Genomic DNA, 24,275 nt, shown 5'->3' with positions numbered 1-24,275 from the left:
AAAGCGCGGCACAAGGAAACCTTGTTTTCGGGCCAAACAGCCAGAATGGTTGGAGATTTCCGTTTTCGAGGTGGACTGGCCTATGTGAGCGGCGACAAGGGAACGCATGAGGACTTGGCTATTTAGAATATTCGGCATTGTCGCGTTTCTCGTTTTCGCAGCAATCGCCTTTGTCTGGTTGTTGCTGGCTGCGCCGTTGTTTTCAGACATGCGGCGCGGCCTTGTTGAACAAGTTCTTTCGGAACAAATCGGGCGACCACTTTTGGTCAACGACGATGTGAGCGTCGCGCTTGGACGTATTACGCACATCTATGTCGGCGGCGTGGTTATCCCCAGCCTGACAATGGCAGATACATCACTTGCCGAGCTAAGTCGTCTGGAGCTGGAACTGGATGTTGCGGCTTTGGCCAACGGACGAATTCAGTTTGATAATCTCGTGGTGGACGGCCTTCAGGCCAATTTTCTTACTTCGTCTGACGGCACGACAAGCTGGCAAAAGGGTCAAACGCCACCAAAGCCAAAACCCGCAAGCGCTCAGTCAGAGGACAATCAGGACGCTTTGGCCGAGGTCGAGGAGCCCGCCGAGAGTGACGCGGAAGGCAGCGGAATCCTCGCATTTCTCAGCGACAAGAACGTGAGTTTCAGTTCGATAGGGCTGACCATTGATGACCAAGTCTCGGGCTTTTCGTTTGTGTTTGACCTTCAGTCGCTCGGCCTCGAACAGGTGGATGACGGACAAAGAACAAAGGTCTCAGGGGCAGGTGCCGTCAATGACCAAAGCTTCCAGATAGAGGGCGACTATCCGCACGGCGCGCCGTTTACGACCCGTGCCAATTTCGGGGGGATGACGGTCAACTACGACGGCGAGCCATTGTCGGAGAGCGAAGGCGGAGGCTATCGCGCTGTCCTGCAGATGGACACTGGTGAATTCGGTGATTTTCTTGAAGTCATCGGGTTGGAACGCGTTCTAGAGGGGAATGGCAAGCTTGAAGCCGAGCTTGTGTCGCAGGACACTCTGAAAATCGAGAGTTTCAAGACCACGATTAGCCTCGCGGAGGGACAGCAGCTTTCGGCTGAAGGGTCCATTGAAGACCTCTACGCAGCCCAAGGCGTCGATCTGCTTTTTGACGCGCGGCTTCATCCCGAAGGGCAGCCACCGCAAGCAGCCAAGAGTATCCGGGAACTGAAGTTCACGGCCTTTGAAATGCACATGGTTGGATCACTGGCGTCATTCGAGTTCGAAGAGCTTCTGTTTCAAACCAACGCATTTGACCAAGGACTGGACGTTATCGGGCCAGCCTCCATCGAACGCATACGCCGTATGCCAGATGGTCGGCTTGCGATGTTGGGCATTACCTTGCAAGCCGGGCCAGTCGAGGATCCGGTTCTCAAGGCGGAAGGCGAAATCCTTGACCTGCTTCAGCTTCAGGATGTGACATTTGAGGGAACCCTAAACGGACCTGCCAGATTGATTCTGCCAAATCTGGATGAAGATTTCGTCGACCAGTTTGGTGGTATAAACGCCGACTTCAGCCTGTCCAACAAGGGTGGGCCGGTTTCTCTCGACAGGTTCAACGCAACCACCTACGGTACCGATCTCTGGGCGCTCGATCTAGCGCTGTCTGTGAACGAGATCAAAGGGTTGGCAGGTCTCGATTTCGACGTTGAACTGGATGTGGGTGACGGCGCTGAGTTTCTGACCGCGCTCAATCTGGAACCTGTCCCAGTTGGTGCGCTGGCCATTGATGCAGAAACCTCGAAACAGGGCGACGATTTCGATGCCTCGATCGAGTTTGAAGCCGGGTCGTCACACCTTCTGGCCGCATTGGGCGCAAAGTTCCCCGAGGGCGCTTCTGTTGTTCGTGGCAACGTTACAAGCGAAAGGCTCGATCTTGGCGACCTGAAGAACCTGACTGCGACGCTGAACCAACTTAAGAGCCTGGTGGGCGAGGCCGCGAAAGAAGTTGAAACCGACGTACAGCCCCTGGTTCTGCCGAAGGAAACGGATGTCCAGCCGTTGGTCTTGCCCAAGGAGAAAGGCAAGCCTGCCGATCTTCTGGATGTGCAGCGGGTGCTGCAAGAGGCTGATCTTGAGGTGCAGATCGAATTCAAAGAGATTGTAGGCCAAAAAGGGGTAACATCTGTTTCAAGCCAGTTGTCCGCAAAGGAAGGGACGGTCGATTTTGGCCCGCTCCAGATGGCCTATGGTGGTGGAAACTTCAGCCTGCGGGCGGTGATGGACCTGATTGACTCACCTGATTGGCTTTCCCTGTCCGGTTCCACGTCAGGATGGGAATTCGGTGAGATCCTTGATGAACTGGGTATCGGAATCGATGCCTATGGGCGTTTGAGCGGGGAGTTCAATGTTTCGGGCAGTACGGCGTCCGGCAAAGCCTTCATCAATTCCATGCGCGGCGACGCCTCTTTGTCGATGTCGCAAGGCTATGTCAGCACCAGCCTGCTGGAACTGGCAGGGCTTGGTATTTTCCCGTGGCTGTTCTCCGAGGAGTTTCGTCAAGGGTACACCGACATCACCTGCGTGGTGGCACCGGTACGCATTGAAGCCGGGCAGGTAAGCTCGAACTCCATAGTGGTTGAGACGGGCTCGGTCCAATTGGTGGCCAGGGGGCAGGTAGACTGGTTGAACGATACAATCGCGATCAGGGCGGAGCCGCGCCGGGTTGGCAAACCTTTGTCCCGAAGCGCATGGCCGTTCGACGTGACCGGTCAGCTTTCGTCGCCAAAATTCAAACTGGATGTGGGTGGATCAAGAAGTGAAGCACCTGATGGTGCAGACGAAATGCCGGCGGACAGGCAACCTTGCGTTCCGGATATTTCCCAATTGGAATAGCTTGGCGTGGTCTTATTCGTTTAGCGGTTGCGGCTGTTCGGCCTGACACGCCAGAACGGCCTCGATGGCTTTTGCGGACCCACTCAAATCGAGCTCTACCTCGGTTCCACTTTCTCCAATGATCGTGACGCTTTGGCGCTTTCCGAATTCACCTACAAATGCAGGGTTATCGAAATAGGCGTAACCTCCGGGGACGCCATTCTTGAAAACACCGACCGCTTCGCCTTCGAACTTCGCGTCACCGAAATCGAACTTCACAATCCCCGTCGCCCCATCCTCGATCTGATCCCAGGCCGGATTGTAGGCTGCGAAAAAGCCGCCACCCTGCTTGGGGGCGGCCCCTATTTCGACCGTCATATCGTTTTCAAAGGGTTTCCAGGCGAGACACCCGTTGCCTTTCTCAGGATCAATCAGGATTTTCCAGTCTCCGGACTCACCCCATTGTTCCATACCGGCAGCAAAAGCATAGCTTCCACTAAGCACGAAAGCTGCGGACAGTGCCCATTTTATCATCTGAAACCTCAAAACGCTCTGAAGACTACATCTGTAATTCTACCTGTTGCGCGGCCCCGATCCAACTGTTCCCAGAGGAGGCAAAGTCACTTGGTATGTTCGGCTGCATTCGCGAGTTTTCCATCCCATTCCTCTGTCGGGACTTTCGGTTCTGGCGGATCCGCAATGTAGGACGGCGTCATTATCTGCGTTCCGTTTTCATTGAACACGTCGACAATGTTCTCATGAAGATCGGACAGTATCTTGGGCAGGCTCGATCCACGAGACGTGTACGCATTGATTTCATAGTTGATTGAGTAGTCGGCCAACTGGGTCCAAAGCACAAATGGTTCAGGGTTCTTTTTCAGTCCTTGCGTGCGATGGGCTGCTTCCACAAGCATCGCCTTGATCTTCTTTGGTGGCTCTTCGTATCCAATTCCCACCGTCGTATGCACCAATATCCCGCGACCATCCACTTTTCGCGAGTAATTTATGACTTCGGAATTGAGAAGCTGCGCGTTTGGAATACTTATCATTTCGTTTTTGATAGATTTGATGAGAGTTTCCATCAGCTTTATCTCGGTGACGTCCCCGACCTTGTCGCCGACCTTAATGCGATCACCTACGTTTGTACTGCGCCTGTAGATAACGAACAGACCAGCCATCATGTTTGAAACCACGGTGTTCGAGCCAAGCGAAACCATGATGCCGGCCAGAATTGTCAGACCCTGAAAGGCACGGGAGTCAGATCCCGGAATATAGGGGTACGCAAACACAAGTGCGATCACGATGATCAATGCCCTGACCAACATGTTCGTGGGTGCAATCCAGTGATCTTCAAAGTCCTTGAGCTCGAACACGCCGCTCTCAAGGTTTTCAAAAAACAGGTCGATGCCGCGAATTGCCATCCGCGTCACAGCGGCAATGATCACAAGCATGATCAGGTTTGGGATGTACCCCACGATAGCCAACACGACACTGATGAGCGGCTCGCTGATGTATTTCAAAAGGATCTGGGCGATGTCCTGTGTTTCCGCGAAAGACAGCAGCACCAATGAAAGGTAGTAGTAAAAGAAGAACAGAAACAGGACCCACATCAATATGTGGATCGAGTAAACGATGATCGAGGCAATTGCCCTGCTTCTCAAGATCGACTTGGTGGCTTCCTCGACGCCTTCTGCTCTCTTCTCCAGGTTATTTCTGATATATCTCAACAGCTTTCGCCGCTTTGCAAAAAACCCATAAGACGCAAGGGCAAAGATCACCGTCCAAGCAAATGCAGCCATCGCGCTGTCGACTCTGCCCTCATTGGACCTGGCATCCCGATATTGCAGGATCGCAGCCTCGATCGCCTCTGCTTGCAGCCCGGCCAGGACTTCAATCGCCATCTGTTCATGCTCGGCATCGGCTTGGGTGGTTATCGTAACCATCTGCCCGTCGGCGCGGATCAGCTTCCCGAATTCAGCGTCCGAAATCAGCAATTGGACAGTTGATTTGTTGGAAGCATCGGCGACCTGGGCTATCCGTTCTTCGATTTTTCTGGCTCGTTCTGTGGCAGGCAAAGCGCTTGAGCCTCGAACCACGAACAACTCCTCACCGTCGACAACGACCGGAGCTACGAATTCAGGATCTTCTCTTTCTTCCTGTGGGGTAAGTGCTTCTTCTGACTGGGCAAATGCGACACCGCACACAAGTAGAAAGGACGCAACCCAAAGCGATACAGCTCTCATGACTTTGCTCCCTCTACGGGTATCAGATGAACATCCCGTTGTGGGAAGGGGATCGAAATGCCCTCTTGGTCGAACTTCTCTTTCGCTTGCCCAGTGAGGTCCCAATAGACTGTCCAATAGTCTTCGGACTTGGACCATGGGCGACAGAAGATATTGACCGAACTGTCTCCCAGCTCTCCTACGAAAACCTCGGGTTCTGGCGTCTTCAGACATAGCTTGTGCTGCGCCACCAGATCTTTGAGAACCTCAATTGCCCGGGCCGCGTTGTCCGAATACGCGATGCCGAAAACCAGATCGACCCGACGTTCTTCCGACGCGCTTACGTTGGTTATCACGTCGCCCCAAATCTTGCTGTTCGGAACCACGATAATCTGGTTGTCGAATGTTCTGATTTTCGTTGAAACCACGGACATCTCGTCCACAAAGCCCGATGAACCGCCGACCTGTATATAGTCGCCAGTGTCGAACGGTTTGAGGACCATGATCATCAGGCCGCTTGCCAGGTTGCCCAACGTTTCTTGCAATGCAAAGCCCAGGATGAAGGACAAACCGCCCAGTATGGCAAACAGGGGTGTAACGTTCACGCCAAACAGCGCCAAAACGACCAGTATGCCAAGGACAAAAACAGCCCAGTAAACGGTTGTGGCCACGAACCGTTTCAGCATCCTCGAAATCGTCGGAATTTTGTTTAGCCCGCGTTCGGTGACGCGTCGCACCATTCGGGCGATGAACATCATGGCCCAGACGGCCAGCAAGACGCCCAGACCAGCCGTCAGCAGACCGATGCCCCCGTCCCAGGAAATCAGCCAGGCCCAGGCGTTCTGGAAAAGTGTTTGAAGATCAGTTGTTTTTAGGGCGCCGGCTTTCAGAGCGAGAATATAGTCGGTGTGCGGTGTCAGATCTTCGGCCTTCGCACCTTTCAATGTCCATGCCTCGAGCACCACGCGATAGTTGTCCAAAATTTCGGATCCGGTGTCATTCAAGGATGACAACTGCGATCTCAAGCCATCCTCCTGAGCTTCGCTTGCTGACCGGAGTTTCAGATTAATCCGAGCAATGTCTTCGAGCTGAGAGCGCACATATCCCTGCCAAGTGTTTGCGACCTCGCTAAGCTCCTCAGCGGTCAAGGGGACAAGCAGGACTTCCAAGTCATCCGCCGATATTGACTGATCGACGACCTCATCCAGAAGATTACTATCTTCAACTTCAACGGTTTCCGGCTCGGCCGTCGTTTCTTGCGCGCTGGCAGGAAACGTAGTTGAAATCGCTGCGAACCAAAGGAATAGCCAAATAAGCCCGGCTCCGAGTGGTCGTCTCATTTATCTGTCCCCTCCCTCTTTAACGGTTAAAAAGAGCACACAGAGACGCAAGAAATCTACACTCATGTTCGAAATCGAATATTTTGGTGTGATGAACTTGTTGCACGAGGGCCCTGTCGAACCAAAACGATGCAACTCTGGAAAGCTCCACAAGATAGCACCATGTGACTTCAGTAGTGCTAGTTTTGGATGAGCTTCCTAGAAAGGCGTATCCGTTTGCTTTCAAACAGTAAAATTAACTGAAGATGAACGGGGCGTTTTCAGTGCGTTCAAAGCTGGTCAAGCATAGTCACCGTGAGGCTGTGAAGCTAAGTGAAATGCACGTGTTTTGAGGGGAGAAACAAAACGTTCGAAGAAGGCTGGGTTGTTGGTAAGATACGGTCTTCGACCTCTGCCTCGAACTTCCAGGGGGCTAACTAAAGGTTTGAACGTCAGAAGTTTCTCCGGGCCTCAATGGAAGCGAGTTCAACTGGCTAACAGAACGTTGGGCTATGAGGCTGAGCCGCGTGTCCGGTGCCATGTTTGAGTATTGAGTTTGTTGATAATGAGTAAAGTGGGCAATAAGAAACCTAAGTTCGAAAAGCTGCCCGAACGGATGTTCTGGGCTTGTCTGTTCATCACCGTTGTTTTTTCTTCGGTGCTTTTCGGGATAGTCGCGCAAAGAAAGAGCTGGCCGCCTGTTCCACAGCTCCGCTCAGTTTACACAGTCCTGTTCGTGGACAAATCCCTGACACGAGAGGCGCGGGCATACCATAAACATCTTCAGCCAACGCGCAAACAAGGCAGCGGTGTTGTAATCAATCGTCAGCCGGGCCGTCAGGACACCATTCTGCTGATGGGTTTCTTTGACGGTGAGAACCAGGCCAGGCTTGTGAACCGTGACGGCAGCGTCATCCGCAAGTGGTCGTTGAATTACACTGAGCATTTTCCCGATGCCGACACACGCCCTTGCGGTCATCTCAACAACCCTTTGATGACGGACGTTCATGGCGCATTGCTGACCGAGAAAGGCGAGCTTGTCTTCAGTTATGAGTATTGCGGGGCTGTCAAGCTGGACCGATGTTCCGGGGTTCTCTGGACGCTCAACGAAAAAACCCACCACTCGATAGTTACATCGGAAAACGGAGGATACCTGACGCTTGGCCGGGACGAATGGATGGCATCTGAAGTCGTTGATCGCTTTCCACCCTTTTCGACCCCCGCAACAAACGAGACGATACTGGAAGACACCATCCTGAGACTCGATCAACAGGGTCAGGTCCTTGAGCGCATTTCGATACCAGGCATCATTATCGACAGCGGGCTGTCCGCGTTGCTGACTGCCAACGGACGGGAGATTAAGCCATCGCATGTGGCGCGTAATGAGTTGGTTCATGCCAACAAAATTGACGAGCTGCCTTTGAAATTGGCGGACAAGTTTCCATCGTTCAGCGCAGGAGATTGGGTGATCTCTATGCGGGGGCTCAATCTTGTGATGGTGGTTGATGCGACCACCCGGAAAGTAAAGTGGCACCAGACGGGTCCCTGGGTCCGGCAGCACGATCCCGAGTTCCGCTCGGACGGGAAAATTTCGATCTTCAACAACAACGCTTACCTAACGTCCTACACGCCAACCGAGAAAACCCGGCTGGATGCGCCCCGCGAGACCAATATCATGGCGATTGATCCGGTAAGCCGCGAAACGGAAGTCGTATTCGGAAGCAAACCGGGGCAGGAGATGTTGTCGGTCGTGCGCGGGCAGCATGAAATTCTGGAAAACGGCGGCATGTTGATCACCGAGTTTGACGCCGGGCGGGTTCTGGAAGTGGACAGAACAGGCAAGGTGATCTGGGAATATGTAAATGAATATGATGACGAATTTGTTGGTGAGATCACCAATTCGAAACTCTATCCACCGGACTATTTTGAAGTCGATTGGAAGGAATGCACATAATGAACCGGCTTAGCAAACACACGCTCGTAGGCCGCATCGCCCAGCCTATGTTGGTTATCTGCACCGTCTTGTTACTGCTGCCGAGCCCGGCACAAGCCTATATCGGCCCCGGAGCAGGGTTGGGCGCGATAGCCGTTACGGTTGCTGTCATTCTGGGTGTGATTTTTCTGATAGTCGGTCTGGTCTGGTTCCCGCTCAAGCGGTGGGTCGGGGGGCGGAAGAAAAGGGCCGATTCCGCACCATGACGTCAGCGTTAGCCGTTTCTCTTTTGGCGGTTGCAGGGTTCATTCTGGCCCTGTGGCTAACAAACATTGCAGGCACGGCCCAAAACGTTGTGAGCACCTGCATGGCGGGTGTCACTGCACTGTTTGACAATCAGCTTTCGGACGACGCCAAGGAAAAGGCTGCAAGGCAGGCGGGGTTGAAGCTGTTGGCGGGTGGTCTGAATCTGACATGGCGCATCGCGCTGGCCCTGGCTGCGGCGGGTCTGCCGATTGCATCGGCGGATTGGGCGGGCGTTGTGGCAGGTGAAGCGGTACTTGGGCTCATGCTTCGCCTGGATTACATCGTTGTGGTATCGGTTGTTGCCTTTGCGGGCGTCAAGATTGTCAGCTGGCTACGTCGTGCCGATGCTTCGGAAGATACTGAAGGGGGTCAGTACTCGTCGATCGACCAGTTTGTGCATAATCTTGCATTTTCAGGCCCGGCCGTGCTGAAACTGGGCGCGCGGCTAGAAGATCGCCTGGTAAGGCGGTCTTCCACTTCGGATGGGCAGCGACCGGTATTCGTAACCTCTCTCGCTCGCGGCGGCACAACGGCGGTCCTTAACGCACTGCACGATGCGCCCGAAGTAGCTACGCATATGTACCGGGATATGCCATTTATTACGGCTCCTGTTATGTGGAACAAAATAGCCGGCGGTCAGCAGCGCGGCGTCCGGCGGCAGCAGCGCGCCCACGGCGACGGGATGGAGATCGACCTTGATAGCCCGGAAGCGTTCGAGGAAGTGCTTTGGAAAGCGTTCTGGCCAGAGCGCTACCGGGGGACTTCGATTCCACTTTGGGACGTTGACGCCACAGATCCTCTGGCAGACCAGTTTTTGCGACAGCACATGAACTGCATCATCAGAGCGCGAAACTGTCAGGCGGGTCCAAATGACGTGCCGAAAACGCGCTATTGCTCCAAGAATAACGCGAACATTGCCCGAATTCCCTATCTGCTCAGATCCTTCCCGGATTGCCGGATCGTGGTTCCGGTTCGGCGACCGGAATGCCATGCCGAGTCTCTGCTTCGCCAGCACAACAATTTCAGCAAGCTTCAGGCTCGGGACAGTTTCGTAACCCGATACATGGCCGATATCGGACATTTCGAGTTCGGGGATCTGCATAAACCCTTCTTGTTCAAGGACTTCGATCCGGTCGGCAAAGACACACATAGTCTGGACTATTGGCTGGACTACTGGATCTGCGCCTTCAAGGCGCTTCTGAAGCATAAGGATCAGTGCATTTTGTTGTTTCAGGACGACCTGCGCAGCGCCCCACAGGCAACCATGGAAACCTTGTATGACTTGCTTGGGCTGTCACCCGCCACCCAAAGCTTTGAACAGTATTTTCATTCAAAACCCGACCTGGTCAGGACCGATAACTTTGAACTTTCGCGACTGCGAGTTGCCCATGAAATCTATGCTGCTCTTAGAGATCACTCCATCACCACCGGATCGGCAGTTGCATCCAATCGAGCTTGAAGCAATTGGTCTAAGCACCAAGGGCTAACTAAGCAAATTCGAATTTTACCCGTTCCCGAAAGCTTGACCGCCATGCTTCAACTGGCGCCAGCATGAGAACCCAATGGGATCACGATGCTGCACCTCAGACCACCGAGTTCTTCCGACCTGCCCAGATCAAGACTGGCACCATATGCCGTGAGCAGATCCACTGCGATTGCCAGCCCCAAGCCGCTGCCGGTGACGGAGGTGTCGAGCCTCCCCCCGGAACGAAGCGCTTCGCGTCGGTCATTTTCGGGAATTCCCGGTCCGTCGTCTTCGATCCGAATTTCGATAAACTTGTCCTGCCGCGTCGTTGTCACCTGCACAATCTGCCGGCACCATTTCATTGAATTGTCCAGAAGGTTGCCCAGAACCTCTTCGATGTCCTGCTTGTCCATTCGAACCCACAGGCCGGGAATGGTCGCCACCTTTAATGTCTTCTGTTCCCGCTCGGCCATCAGGGAAAACAGCTTTGCAAGCCGGTCGATGGAATTTGACAGGTCTGTACGGGAATGGGTCAGTTCGGCAGTGTTCATCGCGCGCATTCGCGCCAGAGAGCGGCCAAGTTGCGCATCGATCCGATCCAGAGATTCCTGTGCGGTTTTGATGTCCACCCCGGCCTCGGACAAACTATCCAGTTCATTCTGCAAAATCGCGGCCGGTGTCTTCAGCGCATGTGCAAGATCAGCCGCCTGCCTGCGGGACCCGGAGACGATGTCGCGGTTGCGTTGCAATAGCTGGTTGAGGTCCTGGACAAGCGGCGACACTTCCTCGGGGTAGTCTTCCGGTCTGAGGTCTTCGTCCATGTCCCAACGCTGGGCCACATCTGACCGCAGTTTGCGAAGCGGCCCAAGAATGGCCGACATCAGCAACAGCGAACCGGCGATGCCTATCAGGCCAACCAGCCCAAAAACCGGGATTAGGCTGCGTTGTGCGGCCCGGCGTTCCGCGATGAGCTTGTCGCGGTTTTCAGCGACGCTGATGCCCCAGATCGTGCCATCTTCATAGGTGATCTTCTGATATATGCCGCGGACCGCTTCATTCTCCGGCCCATCGGTGTTCCACAGCATAACTGTGTCGGGTGCATCTTGCGGCTCGGCGAGGGTTTCATCGAAAAGGGAAGCCGAAGAGTAAACTTCGCCTGCCTCGCTTGTCACCTGCCAGTATCGCCCGGAATATGGAGTACTGTATGCCGGATCGAAAATCAGATCACGCAGTGCTTCGGGATTGTCGGTGGTGACACTCAGTCCAACGATCAGTTGTGTGTGCCGGTCCCGAAGCGTTGTATCGAACTGCTGGGAAACCCGGGAATCGATGTAGGAAAAAACCGCCAGCGTGCCCACACCCACAGACATCGCTCCGGACAATATTCCGCCCAGCAATGCCCGTTGTCGCAGCGAAAGCATCAGGCAGAATCGATCATGTATCCGCGACCCCGAACCGTTGTGATCAGGTCCGGTCCCAGCTTCTTGCGCAGGCGCGTAATAAATACGGCAATTGTGTTGGAATCCCGATCCTTGTCATACTCATAGATATGTTCCGACAATTCAGTGCGCGAGATCAGGCGCCCGGGGTTATGGGCAAGATAGGTGAGGACGGCGATTTCCTGTGCGGTCAGATCAACCGGAATTCCGTCCACGGAGACACGCCCGTTTCTTGTGTCCAAAAGGACGCTTCCCATTTCGATGACCGGGTTCAGCTGTCCGCTCTGTCGCCGTAAAATCGCACGGACGCGGGCCGCCAGTTCGGGCATGTGAAAAGGCTTGGTCATATAGTCATCTGCACCTGCATCCAGACCGTCCACCCGCTCGCTCCAGCCGTCTCGGGCGGTCAGGATCAGAACAGGCGTCTTTATTCCGGCACTGCGCCAATCTCGCAAAACGGAAATCCCGTCACGTTCCGGAAGGCCGATGTCCAAAATGATCATGTCGTAGGGTTCAGTCGACCCCATATGCAGCGCATCAACCCCGCTATGGACTACATCGACGATCCGACCTTCGGCGCTCAGTAGTTTTTTGATCTGCTCGCACAGGCGCGGTTCATCTTCTGCAAGTAGGATTCTCATGATTTGAAACTACAGGCGAATTGATGACGGATCATCAGTTATTTCTTGCCACCGCCATTGCCGTTGCCGCCGCCATTACCGCCGCCGTTGCCGCCGCCATTACCGCCGCCATTACCGCCGCCATTACCGCCACCGTTGCCGCCGCCATTACCGCCACTGTTGCCACCGGCGTTTCCATTCCCGTTGCCACCAGCGTTTCCATTGCCGCCGCGATTGTTGCCGGAATTACCTCTGCTGTCGCTGTTGGCACTTTTGCTATTGGTATTCTGCACGCTTCCGCTACCGGAATTGGCCGAATTGCCGGGTTTCGCCCGCGCTGCATTTGTAATCTCGCGGCTGACGCGAGACCGGTTGGACACGACGACACCCGTCTGGGCGTCCACGATGACGCTGATGATCTTCCCGTCAGGTTTCTTGACCAGGATACGATAGTAAACCTTATCGGATTCAAAGGCGCGGGCGTCGACGGGGGTTCCGCCGAAAACCTTTTCAACGCCTCTGATAACCCTCTTCAGGCGAATGGCACCACCTGATGTTGTGGCGTGCCGCAATTCGGATTGTTCAAGCTCGCGCACAGCAGCGTTGCCATCACCTGTCAAAAAACAGGTAATCAATCCCGCAGTTGCAAGCAGGTTCCCCAATCCTGAAAGTCTTAGCCGCACAAACATACTCAAACTCTACCGGCTTCAATGTGAACTGGTGATGAACCAGCAGTTAGGCGTGAGTTCAACCATAATATGGTCAAATGGGGTCAAATACATTTGCGTCCAACACGAAATGTTGACGCCTGAAGCAACACTGAGCCCGTGAGGTCCGTTATGAAAACCAAATTTTCCGGTCTGCTTAAAGCCTCGGCAGTCGCGATCTCCCTGATTGGGTCAACCGCGATCGTCGCGACGTTCACGTTTCCCGACATTGCTTATGCGAAAGAAGGAAAAGGTGGTGGAAATGGCGGCGGCAAAGGAGGAGGAAAAGGCGGCGGAAACGACGGCGGTAAAGGTGGTGGCAAAGGTGGCGGCAAGGGCAACGACAGCGCCGGAAAGGGGAACAAAGGTGCCGGAAAGGGTCAAGACGCCAAAGGCAAAGTGACTTCCAAAGGCGGCAGCAAGAAGTCCGCCGGGAAGACAGGTGGCAGAAAGTCCGCTTCGGGAAGCGGGAAATCGAACACGTCAAAGAGCAGCAATTTCTCTCTGAAAGATTTGTTCACGGGCAAGAAATCCAGCGACCGAACAGAAGAACCCAAGCGGAAATCGCAGCGCGTGGCGCGGAGCACCGAGTCTACCGTGCAGGTTGCAAAATCCGTTCGGCCTCTGTCCCGCAAAAAAGACGAGTCATGGGCTGAAATTCTGGGCGCACACCCCTCTGAACTGGGTGCGTTGAATGCTGCTCACGCCAGTGAGACCGCTCTGAAAAATGCCGCGCCCAACTCGCGTGTCGGTCGTATTGCAACATACCGCGATACGGTTCTGGAAGGAGACGAACTGCGCGACGACCTGCAAGACGCCCAAGATCTTCTGGACGGGCTGGAACCGCCTTCACGTCCCATAGGTGAAATCGAAGATGATCTCGAAGCGGCCGAAGCTGATGTGCGCGCGGATGAAGAGCGCGTGGCGGAATTGGAACAGGAACTTGCCGACGCCGGGGGTACAGACCCCCATATCGAAGCGCAGTTGGACGAGGCGAATGCCGAACTGCAGGAGTCCAGGGACACCGCTGCCGAGCTAGCAGCCGAACAGGAAGCTGCAAGCAATTTCGACGACGCTGTTTCTGAAGTTGAGGACCTGCAGGGCCAGCTGGAGGATCAGACGCTAAGGGAACGTGAGGCGTTGGAGAATGCGGCCAACAAGCCGGTCACAGATGAAGTCGAAGCGGCGGTCAAGGCGTTGCTGGGGTTGTAAATCAGGAGTTTCGCGCCTTTCCGAATTCGGAGGCGCGAGAGGTCGGGCCAGCCAAATCATTTCCAACCCCTTGGCTGGCCCATCACCTACTGAACGCCAAGACATAACTCGGATCACATCTGAATATGCAAAGAAAAAGCCCGCTCTGGCGCAGAGCGGGCTTTAGCTTCGTATTGTTCCCGGGGAAGACGACACCCAAGGGAACCGAGAGATCGTCTGCGGTAACTCAGACGTCCCTCATCGCCTCAATCAGTCGCTTGTTATTCACAATATTGATGAGTGCGTTTTCAATAGGAGGGAAGCGACCGCTGCTCGAATCTTTGTTTTTCGACACGCCGCTGCAGACGACAGCGCTGGATGATTGCTTTGCCGCGGGGGGGGTGTGCATCGCAATCGCTGTGGTAGTTTTTTCCATGCATGTTCCCTTCCATCAAACCGGACGCATTTCGTTCCGCCCGACTTAGTGAACCCACTATGGTCGAAAACGGTTGAACACATAGAGAATACATTGTTCACTTTCAGTTAATGTTGTTGTCAGGTTGTAAACAAAGAACCTGAGGTAGTCCTTTTCGCTCGCAATTTTGTTGTGCGCAGACGGTTTTCTTTGAGAAACTGAGTTCCATTACGACTGTTACAACCCGCCTGTTAATTACTCGTGAGGGTAATTGAAACACAGTCCAGCGCGAGGTCGCCTATGGTGAAGCTATCATCTCCGACCGTGTAGTCTCCGTTTCGATAGGGGTCCGACACAGGCGGAAAGTTCCGCCAGTGCTATTGCCAGAACCGTGCCTTGGACCGAGACTCTATTCTTGACGCGTTGCCCGACTGATCAAAACCGCAGGGACAGGCAAGACATGCCGCCGTCCAGCTTGGCGCAATCGGTGTTGTCGATCTGGAAAACCTCATATCCCGCTTTGTCCAACATCTCTGCCGTGCGCGGAAAACCAGCGGCCATAAGAACAAGGTTGTTGAAGCGGATAGCATTTGCGGCGGCTTCTTCACCATCGGCCACATGCAGGACTCTGTAGCCTTCGAAACAGCCTGACGCATCAAGGCGCCTGGTCGACAGGATCGTCTCGGCATCCATCAACGAACAATCCGTTTTGAAATGCAAGACGCCGTCCGGCGTGAAGACTTCGCGCAGGACGTGGCCCCATTCACTGGCGATCTCGGCCAGTTCTGCCACGCCTGCAGCATCTGTGCGGTCGGAGCGGCCGACAAGGATTTCCTGTCCGGTCACCAGAATATCGCCACCTTCGACGTGACCGGGGCCTTTGATTTCGCGGACATCGTCATAGCAGGTACGGATCGTTGGTGCCATTTCAGCCACCTCACCCAGCCGCGACGGCGCGCCGGGTCGCATCAGGATGGCACCTTGCGGCAGGCACAGCGCAGTGTCTTCGACAAACTGGGCATCCGGGAATGCGTCGAGCGGCTCAAGCTCAATCAACTCGGCCCCGGTGCTGCGCAGGGCTTCGACATAAGATGAATGGGCAGCCAGCATACCGTCAAGGCTGGGATTGCCGATGTCTTCGGCGCGCAGACCGTCGGCAATGGTCGAGGCGGGCCGACGGGTGATGGCACGGGTGAATTCAAAGGTCGGATTTCGCATTGGTCACTCCTGATCCGGATTGCTTCCGGCAATGTCAATTTCCAGAATGGAGGGGCAATTCTGTGCGCTGGCTACTGCCAGAGCAGTCGCAATGGCACTTGGGTCTGGTGATACGCGTGTGTAGGGTATGCCGAACGAGGCAGCCGCGGCGGAAAATTCAGGCGGGGTCGGGTCGCACCCGATCACCTTCACATCCACGGCTTCCATCGAGGTGGTGATTTCGCCGTATCCGTGATTGTTCCACAGAACAAAGGTGATGCGCAGGTTTTCGTCCACTGCGGCCATGACCTCGGGCAGCGAGAACTGAGCACCGCCATCGCCAGCGATACAAATGACATGGGCGTCCGGGGCGGCGATCGCAGCGCCGATGGCAGCAGGTATACCATAACCCAGCGCGCCATATCCGGTGGCCGCATTAAACCAGCCGCCGGGGCGGTCGTGGTCGTAGTAGAGGTTGCCCGCATAGATCGGCTGAGTGGAATCTCCAATCATCAGCGCGCCCGGCACTGCATTGCGCATTTCGTTCAGAATTTGGACCTGAGCACGATAGTTCGGACCGATCTCTTCATACGCGGCGGCGCGGGTCTTTTCGGCGCGGGCCACCCCTGCGTTTTGGTTTGATTTGCCGGGCAGGGCTTTCAACAACGCGGTCATAGCTTCGTCAGCGCGGCCTTGGATAGCAATCGCGGCATCGTGACGAGCCAACTGGTGTGGGCAAATGTCAACGCGTATAAGCCGAGACATGGCCGCCGTTTTCCCAGTTGCATACATATCATAATCGGTGGGGCCCAGCTCGGTCCCCACAGCGAGGACGCAATCGGCATCTTCGATCAGTGCTTGGACGGACTTCAGGCTGGGGCTGGCGGGTACGGTAAGCGGATGACCATGCATCAACCCGCGGGCATTCACGGTTTGCACGACCGGCGCATCGAGGCGTTCTGCCAGAGCCTGCAACTGTGATCCGGCCGTTTTTGCACCGCCGCCAGCAAGGATGACCACTTTCTTCGCCGCCGATAATTGGTCTGCCGCGTCTTGAATCCGTGTTGGGTCCAATGCTGGGCAGGCCTTGGCACTCGGGGCCACGGCGCTCTGCGCAGCGAGGCCTGCGACATCCAGCGGGATCTGGATGTGAGTTGGGCCGGGTCGACCTGTGGAGTAGGGGGCAAAAGTGCGGTCTAGAGCGGTGCCCAGGTCGTGAGCCTGCTCGACATGCTCGGAAACCAGCGCAACAGTTTTGGCCAGCGCGTGCTGATCGGGCAGTTCGTGCAGATGGCCAAGTCCCCGATTCAAAGTGCTGCGTTCGTTAACGCCTGAAACCACCAGCATTGGGACTGAGTCCGCCCGGGCCTGGGCCATTGGCGTCAGCGTATTTGTCAGGCCAGGACCCGTGATCACAAAGGCAACGCCCGGTTTCCCCGAGACACGGGCATAGCCGTCAGCCATGAAGCCAGCGCCCTGTTCGTGTCGTGGTGTCACGTGACGGATGCCAGAGGCTGCAAGACCGCGATAAAGCTCGACCGTATGCACGCCTGGAATGCCAAAAACACAGGAGACACCCCTTTGCTTCAACTCGGCGACCAGCGCTTCGCCGACAGTTTGGTTGGTCATGCAACGCTCCGTTTCTTGCGGTTTGCGTGGGCGACGATGCGGTCCAGTGCGGTGGCAAAGCTGTCGTCGTCAATGGTGAGAGCAACCCGAACCCAGTCCCTGAGGCTTTCGCCAAAGGCAGAGCCGGGCATGACCGAAACACCATGCTCCAGCAGGTCCCAGGCATAGGCGTCGCCGTCCAATCCGCTGGCCGAGACGTTGACCAAGGCAAACATGCCGGCATCGGGCCGGTGGACGGTCAGCCCGGTTTCGGTGTGCAGACGGCTTTCCAGCAGTGCAGCACGCGCCGCGAAGCGCGAAGCCATACCGGCAGCTACCGATGACCCCTTGCGCACGGCTTTTTCGGTCATGTCAGCAATGAAGGGCTGGTTGCCAAACAGCATAGTTTCCGAGACTGGCAGCAGCGCGGTGCAAAACTCGGCCGGGCCCACACACCAGCCGCTGCGAAAACCGGGGGCGGCGTGTGATTTGGAGATCGAAGAGACTGCAATGACCCGGTCTGCCAGCGCCGGATCAGAGAGGGGAGATGCAAACTCTGCACCCTCGAAGATCAGATGCTCGTAGACTTCGTCGGATATTATCCAGAGATCGTGTTCTATCGCGAGTTCACCAATCTTCCGAACGTCCTCGGGCGTCAGGATGGCGCCTGTCGGGTTGTGCGGAGTCGTGAGAAGAATGGCGCTGCTGCGGGGGGTAATGTGCGCGGCAAGGTCTTCTGCCTGCAACCGAAATCCGTTTTCGGGGCGTAGCGGCACCGGCACCGGCTCGGCACCTGACGCTCGGATCACGCCCTCATAGGTGGCATACATTGGATCGCCCACCAGAACCTCGGTGCCAACTTCTGCGACGCCCTGCATGACAGTGAAAAGGGCGGTCTGGGTGCCGGGAAAGCAAAGGACGTTCTCTGGCAGAAACCGGCGTCCGCGGCTTGCGGTGTAGGCCTCGGCCAGGGCTGCGCAAAGTCCGGCTTCGCCGCGTCCGTTGGAATACCCTGTGCGACCCGATTGCAGCGCGGCCGCTGCCGCGTCGCACAGTTCAGTTGGGGTTGGAACATCTGGTTCGCCAATGGTCATTTCCACGATATCGGCCCCGGCCTCGACCATAGCGCGTGCTTTCAGATGCACTTCCCATTTCCCGCCGCCCAAACCGGCCAGCCGTTCGGTAATTGCTGTCAGCCTCATTGGCGCTCAATCTCCTGCGTTAGATCCAAATCAATGATGGCGGAAACGGATTGCAGCCCGATTTCGACCAGTTCGCCCGGCGCAAAAGCATCGGGAAGCGCGCCGCCCTCAAGCCAGAGGCCGTCAATAACCGCGTTGCAGGCGATGGCCAGTTGACGCAGGCGGGCGGGAGAGGGGGCGCGGCCCGCTTCTTTCATCGAAGCGGCGATCAGCCCCTCCAGTTGGTCGCGAAAATAGGCGTATGTGCGTTCGTGCGTCGCCTTCATCTGTGGGTCGCGCTGCACCTTGTTCAGAAAGCTGGCCCACAGCGCGATTGCCCTTGAGTCGACAACCGGGGCTGTCAAAGACGCCGTCACAAAAGCAATCAACCGGGCGCGTGCGCTGGCCGCCGCGCCGTTTGCCGGGGCAAAGGTTTGATCCGTCATTGTGTTCATGTGGTGCTCGTAAGCGGCGACGATCAGTTCCTCTTTGGAACTGAAGTAATGCCGGATCAGTCCCTGGGTGACATCTGCGCGCTCGGCGATTCCCCGCACCGTCGCCCCGCGCACGCCTTGTTCGGCCACCAGCTCAAGCGTGGCCAGAATCAGCGCCTCCTGCCGGGATTCAGCCGATTCCCGCCTGAATTTTTTGCGCTCTTCGCTCACGACAGTTCCTTTTTTCTGGCGGTTGTAATTATACACTTGCATAATTACTAGGTTCACGGCTTACTGCAATCAGAATTTTGGGGTCACGGAAAATGGACACTGCCACTGCATCAGTTCAGCTGACGGACACGCGCCGCGAGGCGATCCGGGTCGAGGATTTGCACAAGTCCTTTGGAAATCTGGAGGTGCTGAAAGGCGTGGATCTGACCGCGCATCAAGGTGACGTCGTGGCGATCATCGGCGGCTCGGGGTCGGGCAAGTCGACCATGCTGCGCTGTATCAATTTTCTTGAGACGCCAAGCTCAGGCAAGATCGTGATTGGCGGTGAGGAAGTGGCGATGCGGGCTGATGGCAGCCCGGCCAGCCAGAAGCAAATTGAACGGATCCGAACCAAGCTGGCGATGGTGTTTCAACAGTTCAACCTGTGGACACATCGAACCCTTCTGGAAAACGTGATCGAGGTGCCGGTGCATGTCCTGAAGGTTCCGAAATCCGAGGCGATCGAACGCGCACACGAATTGTTGCGTCGGGTAGGGCTGGGCGGCAAGGAAGACACGTTTCCCGCCTACCTTTCTGGCGGGCAGCAGCAGAGGGCTGCAATTGCCCGGGCATTGGCGGTGGACCCTTCCGCCATGCTGTTTGATGAACCGACATCAGCGCTGGACCCTGAACTTGTGGGCGAAGTTCTGACAGTGATCCGCGACCTTGCCGCCGAAGGGCGCACCATGCTGCTGGTCACTCACGAAATGAAGTTCGCGCGCGAAGTCGCGAACCATGTCGTCTACCTTTATCAGGGCCGTATTGAAGAGCAGGGGAAGCCTGCCGAGATCTTTGGAAACCCGCAATCCGAACGACTGAAACAGTTCCTCAGTTCTGTCGGGTAGCACACAAAAAACCGAATAATATCAACAGGGAGAAACCTATGAAACTCAAAGCACTTCTGACCGCGGCCTCTGCCGTGGCCGTTCTGACTTCAGGCGCCGCTGCCGCTGAACAGGTCAAGATCGGCATCGCAGCCGAGCCTTATCCTCCGTTTGCCTCACCCGACAGTTCGGGCAATTGGGTCGGCTGGGAAATTGAGGTGATCGGTGCCGTCTGCGCTGCGGCGGAACTGGACTGCGTGATCACGCCTGTTGCGTGGGATGGCATCATCCCGTCGCTGACCGGCCAGCAGATCGACGCCATCATGGCTTCGATGTCGATCACCGAAGAGCGCCTTAAAACCATCGATTTCAGCGACCCCTACTACAACACCCCGGCGGTGATCGTGGCGGACAAGTCGATGGACATTGAACCGACCCCGGAGTCGCTGGCGGGCAAGATTGTCGGCATCCAGGCCTCGACCATTCATCAGGCTTACGCGCAGGAATACTTCAAGGACGCAGAGCTGAAGGTCTACCAAACGCAGGACGAGGCCAATCAGGACCTGTTCGCGGGCCGCATCGACGCGACCCAGGCGGACAGCATTGCCATGGCCGACTTCGTGAACTCGGACAATGGCAGCTGTTGCGAGATCAAGGGTGCCGTTGCGGATGACCCGGCGATCCTGGGCCGTGGTGTTGGTGCCGGTGTGCGCAAAGGCGATACCGAGCTATTGGAGGCGCTCAACAAAGGGATCGCGGCGATCCTGGCAGATGGAACCCACGAGAAAATCACCGCGGGCTATTTCACGACCAGCATCTACTAAGGCGCTGTTGTGACCGGACTGTTCGAGACACTGGGCCTCGGCGCCAGCGCCGAGTTGCTGTCGCTGTCAAGCTGGGGAGGCAACCTGCTGCGCGGGCTTGCCAATTCGCTGCAGATCGCCTTCGGCGCATTTGGGATGGGGCTGGTAATCGGGCTGTTCGGAGCCTATGGAAAGCTATACGGCGGGAAGGTCACACGCGACCTTCTCGCTATCTACACGACTGTGATCCGGGCGGTACCTGAGCTGGTGCTGATCCTGATCCTCTATTACGTCGGCAGTGATATCATCAACAAGATTTCTGAGGCGGTCGGCGGAGGCCGGGTTGAAATCAACGGTATCGCAGCAGGCATCTGGGTGTTGGGCGTGGTGCAGGGGGCCTATGCCACCGAAGTTCTGCGCGGTGCCATCAAGGCTGTTCCGGTGGGACAGATCGAAGCGGCAAAGTCTTACGGAATGCCAGCTTTCATGATCATGCGTCGGGTAACGATACCCGCGATGATGGGGTTTGCGGTGCCGGGGCTTGCCAATTTGTGGCTCATCGCGACCAAGGACACGGCGTTGCTGGCCGTTGTCGGATTTAGTGAATTGACCTTGGAAACAAGGCAGGCGGCAAGCAGCACCCGGGCCTATTTCACTTTCTTTCTGGCGGCGGGCTTCCTCTATCTTATGGTGACCCTGTTTTCGGGTGTGGTTTTTGCCCGAATTGAGAAATGGGCACGGCGCGGTCAACCTTCGCTGAAAGGGGACGCCGCATGACAACATTCAAAGCCCTGATGCAACCGCACCGCATCGTTATGATGCTTCTGTTTGCGGCATTGGTGATCTGGTGCGCGTTATCGCTGCGCTGGGACTGGATCCCAAAATATGCGCCCTTGGCACTGCAAGGTCTTTGGACCACGGTTTGGCTTCTGGTTGTTACAACTGTTCTGGGCTTTCTTTTGGCTGTGCCGCTTGGATTGGCGCAGGCGGTCGGGCCTTGGTATCTGGCCACTCCAGCTCGGGTATTCTGCACCATAATTCGCGGCACGCCGCTGCTGCTGCAGATTTGGTTGCTGTATTATGGGCTGGGCTCTCTGTTTCCCCAGTTTCCCTGGATCCGCGCATCGGAACTATGGCCGTACCTGCGCCAGGCGTGGCCCTATGCAGTGCTCGCGCTGACCTTGTCATTCGCGGGCTATGAGGGCGAAGTAATGCGCGGCGCGTTTTCCGGGGTGGCGAAAGGGCAGCTTGAGGCCGCAAAGTCATTTGGCATGCCACGTTTCACCATGTTCCGCCGGATCTGGTTGCCGCAGGCAGTCCGCAACGTGCTGCCGACTTTGGGTGGCGAAACAATTTTGCAACTCAAGGCAACCCCGCTGGTGGCGACCATAACAGTGGTCGAGATCTATGCAGTTTCTTCCCGGGTTCGGGCAGACACCTTTATCGTCTACGAACCACTGCTGCTGCTTGCGCTCGTTTATATGGCGATTGCGGGCCTGATTGCTCTGGCATTCCGGCGGTTCGAAGGGGTTTGAATCGCTTTGACGCTTTTCAGATAAACTCGACTTTAGGTTAGGTAAGTGTTTTGCCTGCTTCAGTTTTCTTGCCAAGACTTTTCCGTCAAAGATCTGCCAAAGAAAACAACCGCTCACCTCCAGGCAGCTGGAAAGAACCGAAGAATGGTCAACTCTTTGAAGAATGACGGTTGCTGACCCAGCGGCAACACGACATTCGAGTGAGCGTTTGGACGCAGAGCGTATCAGGGGCTTTTGTGTTTCGCGACCATTGCCGTATTGACACAACAGCCACCGCAAATTTTCTGGATTTCAGGGTCCCACATGGAACATTACGTGGCATCTGCGCTAAGGTAAGGTGTTAATTCAGTTGCTATGGATATGATCAAAATGACTATTCGCACCCAAGCCGTCGCCCTTGTCCTTGCTGCGATGTACCCGGCAGCTTCAATGGCGAGTGATTCAGAAGTTTCCCGTGTCATGGCACCGTTCCAAAAGCCAGCTGTACTCCCTGCATCCGGCGTCGACTGGACAGGTTTTTCCGTTGGTTTGGAACTTGGTTATGCCCCCGACGTGGAAGGCTCCAGCGGTCCGATCTACGGCGCGAAATTCGGCTGGGACTACGATTTCGGCAAGGTCATAATCGGGTATTTTCTGCAATACACCCGGACGAATCTGGACATTGACCCTGGTTTCGAACTGGGTTCGTACAAGCGTTTTGGCGCGCGCGGCGGCATCGACAGCGGGTTAAACATGTACTACGCCAGCGCCGGTTATGCTGAGCTCGACACGCACGCCAGCGGCGATATTAATCCTGGCGAAGGCGATGGTTATTTCGTGTCTCTTGGTTATGAACGTTTCATCCGCGAGGAGGTAACGCTCGGCGCCGAGTTGGTCTATTCTGAGTACTCGGATTTTGAACGTGACTTTAAAGACTTGGGTGTAACCACACTCTCGTTTTCCTTGAACTACAGGTTCTGAATCGGAACGGGCCACTGACCCATATTCAATTATGCGGCCCGGGCAGCGCGGCAAGGGCGTCGTGTGGATTTCCCATTAGATAGGCGCGGCACATGGTATCTGCATGATACCGATATGCTTTTCTTGCCACCCGTCGGAGTGTACCATTGGTCTTGCGCATGTTGCGCGAGTCCTTCGGAGCACTTGCGCCCCACGCGTTGTCTGCAAGGAGGCGTAGCAATTCGGTGCCAATCTATCCCACGCTAAAGACCGTATTCATTCATATTCCAAAAACTGCGGGATCGACGGTTTCAACAATTTTGCGCCGCCCGAACCTTTTGAATTTTACGAAACATGATCCTTCTCCTGCGATCGATAAGCACTCGTCATTATTTGTGCATCTCGAGCAATTGGGGCCAGAGGCGGCAGACTACTTCAAGTTCAGTTTTGTTCGGAATCCTTGGGACAGGTTGGTCTCAGCCTATCACTATATCATCGCGCGGCGTCAGGAACTGGAACTGGTGGCCAATCACCCCGATTTCGAGAGCTTCCTGTCTTCATTCACGGAAGAACCTTCAAAGTACCTCGACATACCCTATTTCAAACCCCAATCCAGTTTTCTCGTAAATGACGACGGTGAAATGCCGTTGGATTTCCTGGGCCGCTTCGAAACCCTCGATAAAGACCTAAAAGTCGTGCTTCGGGAAATTGGCAGCAGGCGTATGTTCTTCAAGCATCGAAAGAAATCGAAAAGGCGGGATTACCGGGAATACTATTCCGATGAAAGCAGCAAAGCGGTTGGCGAGGTTTACATCCGCGACATTGAGAATTTCGGGTATGATTTCAATGACGGCCTGGTTCGCAAAAAGAACTTCTCTCTCCGAAAGTTGTAGCCCCAAGGGGTGACTGAAGGTAATAATAGAATTAGTTTTTACCCGGGCATTGAGTTCGCGCAAAGCGCAAGAATCCTCCGACTCGATGCCTTAATTTAGGCAGGTTCAAACCCGACCGTAGTCAACACGATCAAACAAATGGCT

22 protein-coding genes are annotated in these 24,275 nt (G+C 55.5%); 12 read left to right on the top strand and 10 right to left on the bottom strand.

Features of this window, described 5'->3' with window-relative positions; translation table 11 throughout:
• Positions 1 to 106 precede the first annotated feature (106 nt).
• Positions 107 to 2,851: an AsmA family protein gene (locus ACR0J2_RS16625; RefSeq protein ID WP_480813285.1), complete on the top strand. Its 2,745-nt coding sequence runs from the start codon at positions 107 to 109 to the stop codon at positions 2,849 to 2,851.
• 12 nt (positions 2,852 to 2,863) lie between these two features.
• Here ACR0J2_RS16625 and ACR0J2_RS16620 read toward each other — a convergent pair whose 3' ends face one another.
• The 3 genes from ACR0J2_RS16620 to ACR0J2_RS16610 all read right to left on the bottom strand — a co-directional run bounded on the left by ACR0J2_RS16620 (position 2,864) and on the right by ACR0J2_RS16610 (position 6,392).
• Complete coding sequence (locus ACR0J2_RS16620) at positions 2,864 to 3,364, bottom strand: hypothetical protein (RefSeq protein WP_480813284.1); 501 nt, start codon at positions 3,362 to 3,364, stop codon at positions 2,864 to 2,866.
• An 86-nt stretch (positions 3,365 to 3,450) separates the two neighbouring features.
• On the bottom strand, positions 3,451 to 5,178 hold the full coding sequence (locus ACR0J2_RS16615; RefSeq protein ID WP_480813283.1) for a mechanosensitive ion channel family protein: 1,728 nt from the start codon (positions 5,176 to 5,178) through the stop codon (positions 3,451 to 3,453).
• Positions 5,070 to 6,392, bottom strand: a complete 1,323-nt coding sequence (locus ACR0J2_RS16610; RefSeq protein ID WP_480813282.1) for a mechanosensitive ion channel family protein — start codon at positions 6,390 to 6,392, stop codon at positions 5,070 to 5,072. Before ACR0J2_RS16610 ends, ACR0J2_RS16615 begins: the two co-directional genes overlap by 109 nt.
• 544 nt (positions 6,393 to 6,936) lie before the next feature.
• On the opposite strand from ACR0J2_RS16610, the gene ACR0J2_RS16605 reads away from it, so the two are divergent.
• The 3 genes from ACR0J2_RS16605 to ACR0J2_RS16595 all read left to right on the top strand — a co-directional run bounded on the left by ACR0J2_RS16605 (position 6,937) and on the right by ACR0J2_RS16595 (position 10,069).
• Positions 6,937 to 8,325 carry an arylsulfotransferase family protein gene (locus ACR0J2_RS16605; RefSeq protein WP_480813281.1) on the top strand — a complete coding sequence of 463 codons (1,389 nt, stop codon included), beginning with the start codon at positions 6,937 to 6,939 and terminating at the stop codon, positions 8,323 to 8,325.
• Positions 8,325 to 8,570 (top strand): hypothetical protein, encoded by a 246-nt coding sequence (locus tag ACR0J2_RS16600; RefSeq protein ID WP_480813280.1) that lies wholly within the window; start codon positions 8,325 to 8,327, stop codon positions 8,568 to 8,570. Before ACR0J2_RS16605 ends, ACR0J2_RS16600 begins: the two co-directional genes overlap by 1 nt.
• A gap of 101 nt (positions 8,571 to 8,671) precedes the next feature.
• Positions 8,672 to 10,069, top strand: a complete 1,398-nt coding sequence (locus ACR0J2_RS16595) for a sulfotransferase (RefSeq protein WP_480813279.1) — start codon at positions 8,672 to 8,674, stop codon at positions 10,067 to 10,069.
• 77 nt (positions 10,070 to 10,146) lie between these two features.
• On the opposite strand, the gene ACR0J2_RS16590 is transcribed toward ACR0J2_RS16595, so the two are convergent.
• Complete coding sequence (locus tag ACR0J2_RS16590) at positions 10,147 to 11,496, bottom strand: ATP-binding protein (protein WP_480813278.1); 1,350 nt, start codon at positions 11,494 to 11,496, stop codon at positions 10,147 to 10,149.
• Positions 11,496 to 12,155 (bottom strand): response regulator transcription factor, encoded by a 660-nt coding sequence (locus ACR0J2_RS16585; protein ID WP_170808303.1) that lies wholly within the window; start codon positions 12,153 to 12,155, stop codon positions 11,496 to 11,498. The genes ACR0J2_RS16590 and ACR0J2_RS16585 overlap by 1 nt, the downstream gene beginning before the upstream one ends.
• Positions 12,156 to 12,178: 23 nt before the next feature.
• Here ACR0J2_RS16585 and ACR0J2_RS16580 point away from each other — a divergent pair, with 23 nt between their 5' ends.
• Positions 12,179 to 12,688 (top strand): hypothetical protein, encoded by a 510-nt coding sequence (locus ACR0J2_RS16580; protein WP_480813277.1) that lies wholly within the window; start codon positions 12,179 to 12,181, stop codon positions 12,686 to 12,688.
• A 285-nt stretch (positions 12,689 to 12,973) separates the two neighbouring features.
• The gene (locus ACR0J2_RS16575) at positions 12,974 to 14,053 is read left to right on the top strand and encodes a hypothetical protein (RefSeq protein WP_480813276.1); all 1,080 of its coding nucleotides are present in this window, start codon (positions 12,974 to 12,976) and stop codon (positions 14,051 to 14,053) included.
• Between the two features lie 226 nt (positions 14,054 to 14,279).
• On the opposite strand, the gene ACR0J2_RS16570 is transcribed toward ACR0J2_RS16575, so the two are convergent.
• The 5 genes from ACR0J2_RS16570 to ACR0J2_RS16550 all read right to left on the bottom strand — a co-directional run bounded on the left by ACR0J2_RS16570 (position 14,280) and on the right by ACR0J2_RS16550 (position 19,098).
• The gene (locus ACR0J2_RS16570) at positions 14,280 to 14,468 is read right to left on the bottom strand and encodes a hypothetical protein (RefSeq protein WP_170617162.1); all 189 of its coding nucleotides are present in this window, start codon (positions 14,466 to 14,468) and stop codon (positions 14,280 to 14,282) included.
• A gap of 414 nt (positions 14,469 to 14,882) precedes the next feature.
• Positions 14,883 to 15,665, bottom strand: a complete 783-nt coding sequence (locus tag ACR0J2_RS16565; RefSeq protein WP_480813275.1) for an arginine deiminase family protein — start codon at positions 15,663 to 15,665, stop codon at positions 14,883 to 14,885.
• Positions 15,666 to 15,668: 3 nt separating this feature from the next.
• Positions 15,669 to 17,273 carry a 5-guanidino-2-oxopentanoate decarboxylase gene (locus tag ACR0J2_RS16560; RefSeq protein ID WP_480813274.1) on the bottom strand — a complete coding sequence of 535 codons (1,605 nt, stop codon included), beginning with the start codon at positions 17,271 to 17,273 and terminating at the stop codon, positions 15,669 to 15,671.
• A complete protein-coding gene (locus tag ACR0J2_RS16555) occupies positions 17,270 to 18,454 on the bottom strand; it encodes a pyridoxal phosphate-dependent aminotransferase (protein WP_480813273.1) in 1,185 nt (394 codons plus the stop codon). Before ACR0J2_RS16555 ends, ACR0J2_RS16560 begins: the two co-directional genes overlap by 4 nt.
• Positions 18,451 to 19,098, bottom strand: coding sequence for a TetR/AcrR family transcriptional regulator (locus ACR0J2_RS16550; protein WP_480441181.1), 648 nt, complete (start codon positions 19,096 to 19,098; stop codon positions 18,451 to 18,453). The genes ACR0J2_RS16555 and ACR0J2_RS16550 overlap by 4 nt, the downstream gene beginning before the upstream one ends.
• 92 nt (positions 19,099 to 19,190) lie before the next feature.
• Here ACR0J2_RS16550 and ACR0J2_RS16545 point away from each other — a divergent pair, with 92 nt between their 5' ends.
• The 6 genes from ACR0J2_RS16545 (at position 19,191) to ACR0J2_RS16520 (ending at position 24,131) form a co-directional block, all read left to right on the top strand.
• Positions 19,191 to 19,982: an ATP-binding cassette domain-containing protein gene (locus ACR0J2_RS16545; protein WP_170617154.1), complete on the top strand. Its 792-nt coding sequence runs from the start codon at positions 19,191 to 19,193 to the stop codon at positions 19,980 to 19,982.
• 38 nt (positions 19,983 to 20,020) lie between these two features.
• On the top strand, positions 20,021 to 20,785 hold the full coding sequence (locus ACR0J2_RS16540) for a transporter substrate-binding domain-containing protein (RefSeq protein ID WP_170617152.1): 765 nt from the start codon (positions 20,021 to 20,023) through the stop codon (positions 20,783 to 20,785).
• Between the two features lie 9 nt (positions 20,786 to 20,794).
• On the top strand, positions 20,795 to 21,541 hold the full coding sequence (locus tag ACR0J2_RS16535) for an ABC transporter permease subunit (RefSeq protein ID WP_170617150.1): 747 nt from the start codon (positions 20,795 to 20,797) through the stop codon (positions 21,539 to 21,541).
• Positions 21,538 to 22,299, top strand: a complete 762-nt coding sequence (locus ACR0J2_RS16530) for an ABC transporter permease (protein ID WP_170617148.1) — start codon at positions 21,538 to 21,540, stop codon at positions 22,297 to 22,299. Before ACR0J2_RS16535 ends, ACR0J2_RS16530 begins: the two co-directional genes overlap by 4 nt.
• A gap of 354 nt (positions 22,300 to 22,653) precedes the next feature.
• On the top strand, positions 22,654 to 23,259 hold the full coding sequence (locus ACR0J2_RS16525) for a hypothetical protein (protein ID WP_480813272.1): 606 nt from the start codon (positions 22,654 to 22,656) through the stop codon (positions 23,257 to 23,259).
• A gap of 158 nt (positions 23,260 to 23,417) precedes the next feature.
• The gene (locus ACR0J2_RS16520) at positions 23,418 to 24,131 is read left to right on the top strand and encodes a sulfotransferase family 2 domain-containing protein (protein WP_480813271.1); all 714 of its coding nucleotides are present in this window, start codon (positions 23,418 to 23,420) and stop codon (positions 24,129 to 24,131) included.
• Positions 24,132 to 24,275: the final 144 nt, after the last annotated feature.

This window comes from Ruegeria sp. CG4 (genome assembly GCF_056537185.1).
The sequence above is the reverse complement of the archived record's forward strand: the minus strand, read 5'-3'. Positions and strand labels throughout refer to the sequence as shown.

Coding starts and splice junctions, on each gene's coding strand:
- ACR0J2_RS16620 (WP_480813284.1), bottom strand. CDS start 3,364: ATGATAAAATGGGCACTGTCCGCAGCTTTCGTGCTTAGTGGAAGCTAT.
- ACR0J2_RS16540 (WP_170617152.1), top strand. CDS start 20,021: ATGAAACTCAAAGCACTTCTGACCGCGGCCTCTGCCGTGGCCGTTCTG.
- ACR0J2_RS16585 (WP_170808303.1), bottom strand. CDS start 12,155: ATGAGAATCCTACTTGCAGAAGATGAACCGCGCCTGTGCGAGCAGATC.
- ACR0J2_RS16560 (WP_480813274.1), bottom strand. CDS start 17,273: ATGACCAACCAAACTGTCGGCGAAGCGCTGGTCGCCGAGTTGAAGCAA.
- ACR0J2_RS16605 (WP_480813281.1), top strand. CDS start 6,937: ATGAGTAAAGTGGGCAATAAGAAACCTAAGTTCGAAAAGCTGCCCGAA.
- ACR0J2_RS16565 (WP_480813275.1), bottom strand. CDS start 15,665: ATGCGAAATCCGACCTTTGAATTCACCCGTGCCATCACCCGTCGGCCC.
- ACR0J2_RS16590 (WP_480813278.1), bottom strand. CDS start 11,496: ATGCTTTCGCTGCGACAACGGGCATTGCTGGGCGGAATATTGTCCGGA.
- ACR0J2_RS16600 (WP_480813280.1), top strand. CDS start 8,325: ATGAACCGGCTTAGCAAACACACGCTCGTAGGCCGCATCGCCCAGCCT.
- ACR0J2_RS16520 (WP_480813271.1), top strand. CDS start 23,418: ATGTTGCGCGAGTCCTTCGGAGCACTTGCGCCCCACGCGTTGTCTGCA.
- ACR0J2_RS16575 (WP_480813276.1), top strand. CDS start 12,974: ATGAAAACCAAATTTTCCGGTCTGCTTAAAGCCTCGGCAGTCGCGATC.
- ACR0J2_RS16595 (WP_480813279.1), top strand. CDS start 8,672: ATGGCGGGTGTCACTGCACTGTTTGACAATCAGCTTTCGGACGACGCC.
- ACR0J2_RS16580 (WP_480813277.1), top strand. CDS start 12,179: ATGACGGATCATCAGTTATTTCTTGCCACCGCCATTGCCGTTGCCGCC.
- ACR0J2_RS16625 (WP_480813285.1), top strand. CDS start 107: ATGAGGACTTGGCTATTTAGAATATTCGGCATTGTCGCGTTTCTCGTT.
- ACR0J2_RS16530 (WP_170617148.1), top strand. CDS start 21,538: ATGACAACATTCAAAGCCCTGATGCAACCGCACCGCATCGTTATGATG.
- ACR0J2_RS16555 (WP_480813273.1), bottom strand. CDS start 18,454: ATGAGGCTGACAGCAATTACCGAACGGCTGGCCGGTTTGGGCGGCGGG.
- ACR0J2_RS16610 (WP_480813282.1), bottom strand. CDS start 6,392: ATGAGACGACCACTCGGAGCCGGGCTTATTTGGCTATTCCTTTGGTTC.
- ACR0J2_RS16570 (WP_170617162.1), bottom strand. CDS start 14,468: ATGGAAAAAACTACCACAGCGATTGCGATGCACACCCCCCCCGCGGCA.
- ACR0J2_RS16545 (WP_170617154.1), top strand. CDS start 19,191: ATGGACACTGCCACTGCATCAGTTCAGCTGACGGACACGCGCCGCGAG.
- ACR0J2_RS16525 (WP_480813272.1), top strand. CDS start 22,654: ATGGATATGATCAAAATGACTATTCGCACCCAAGCCGTCGCCCTTGTC.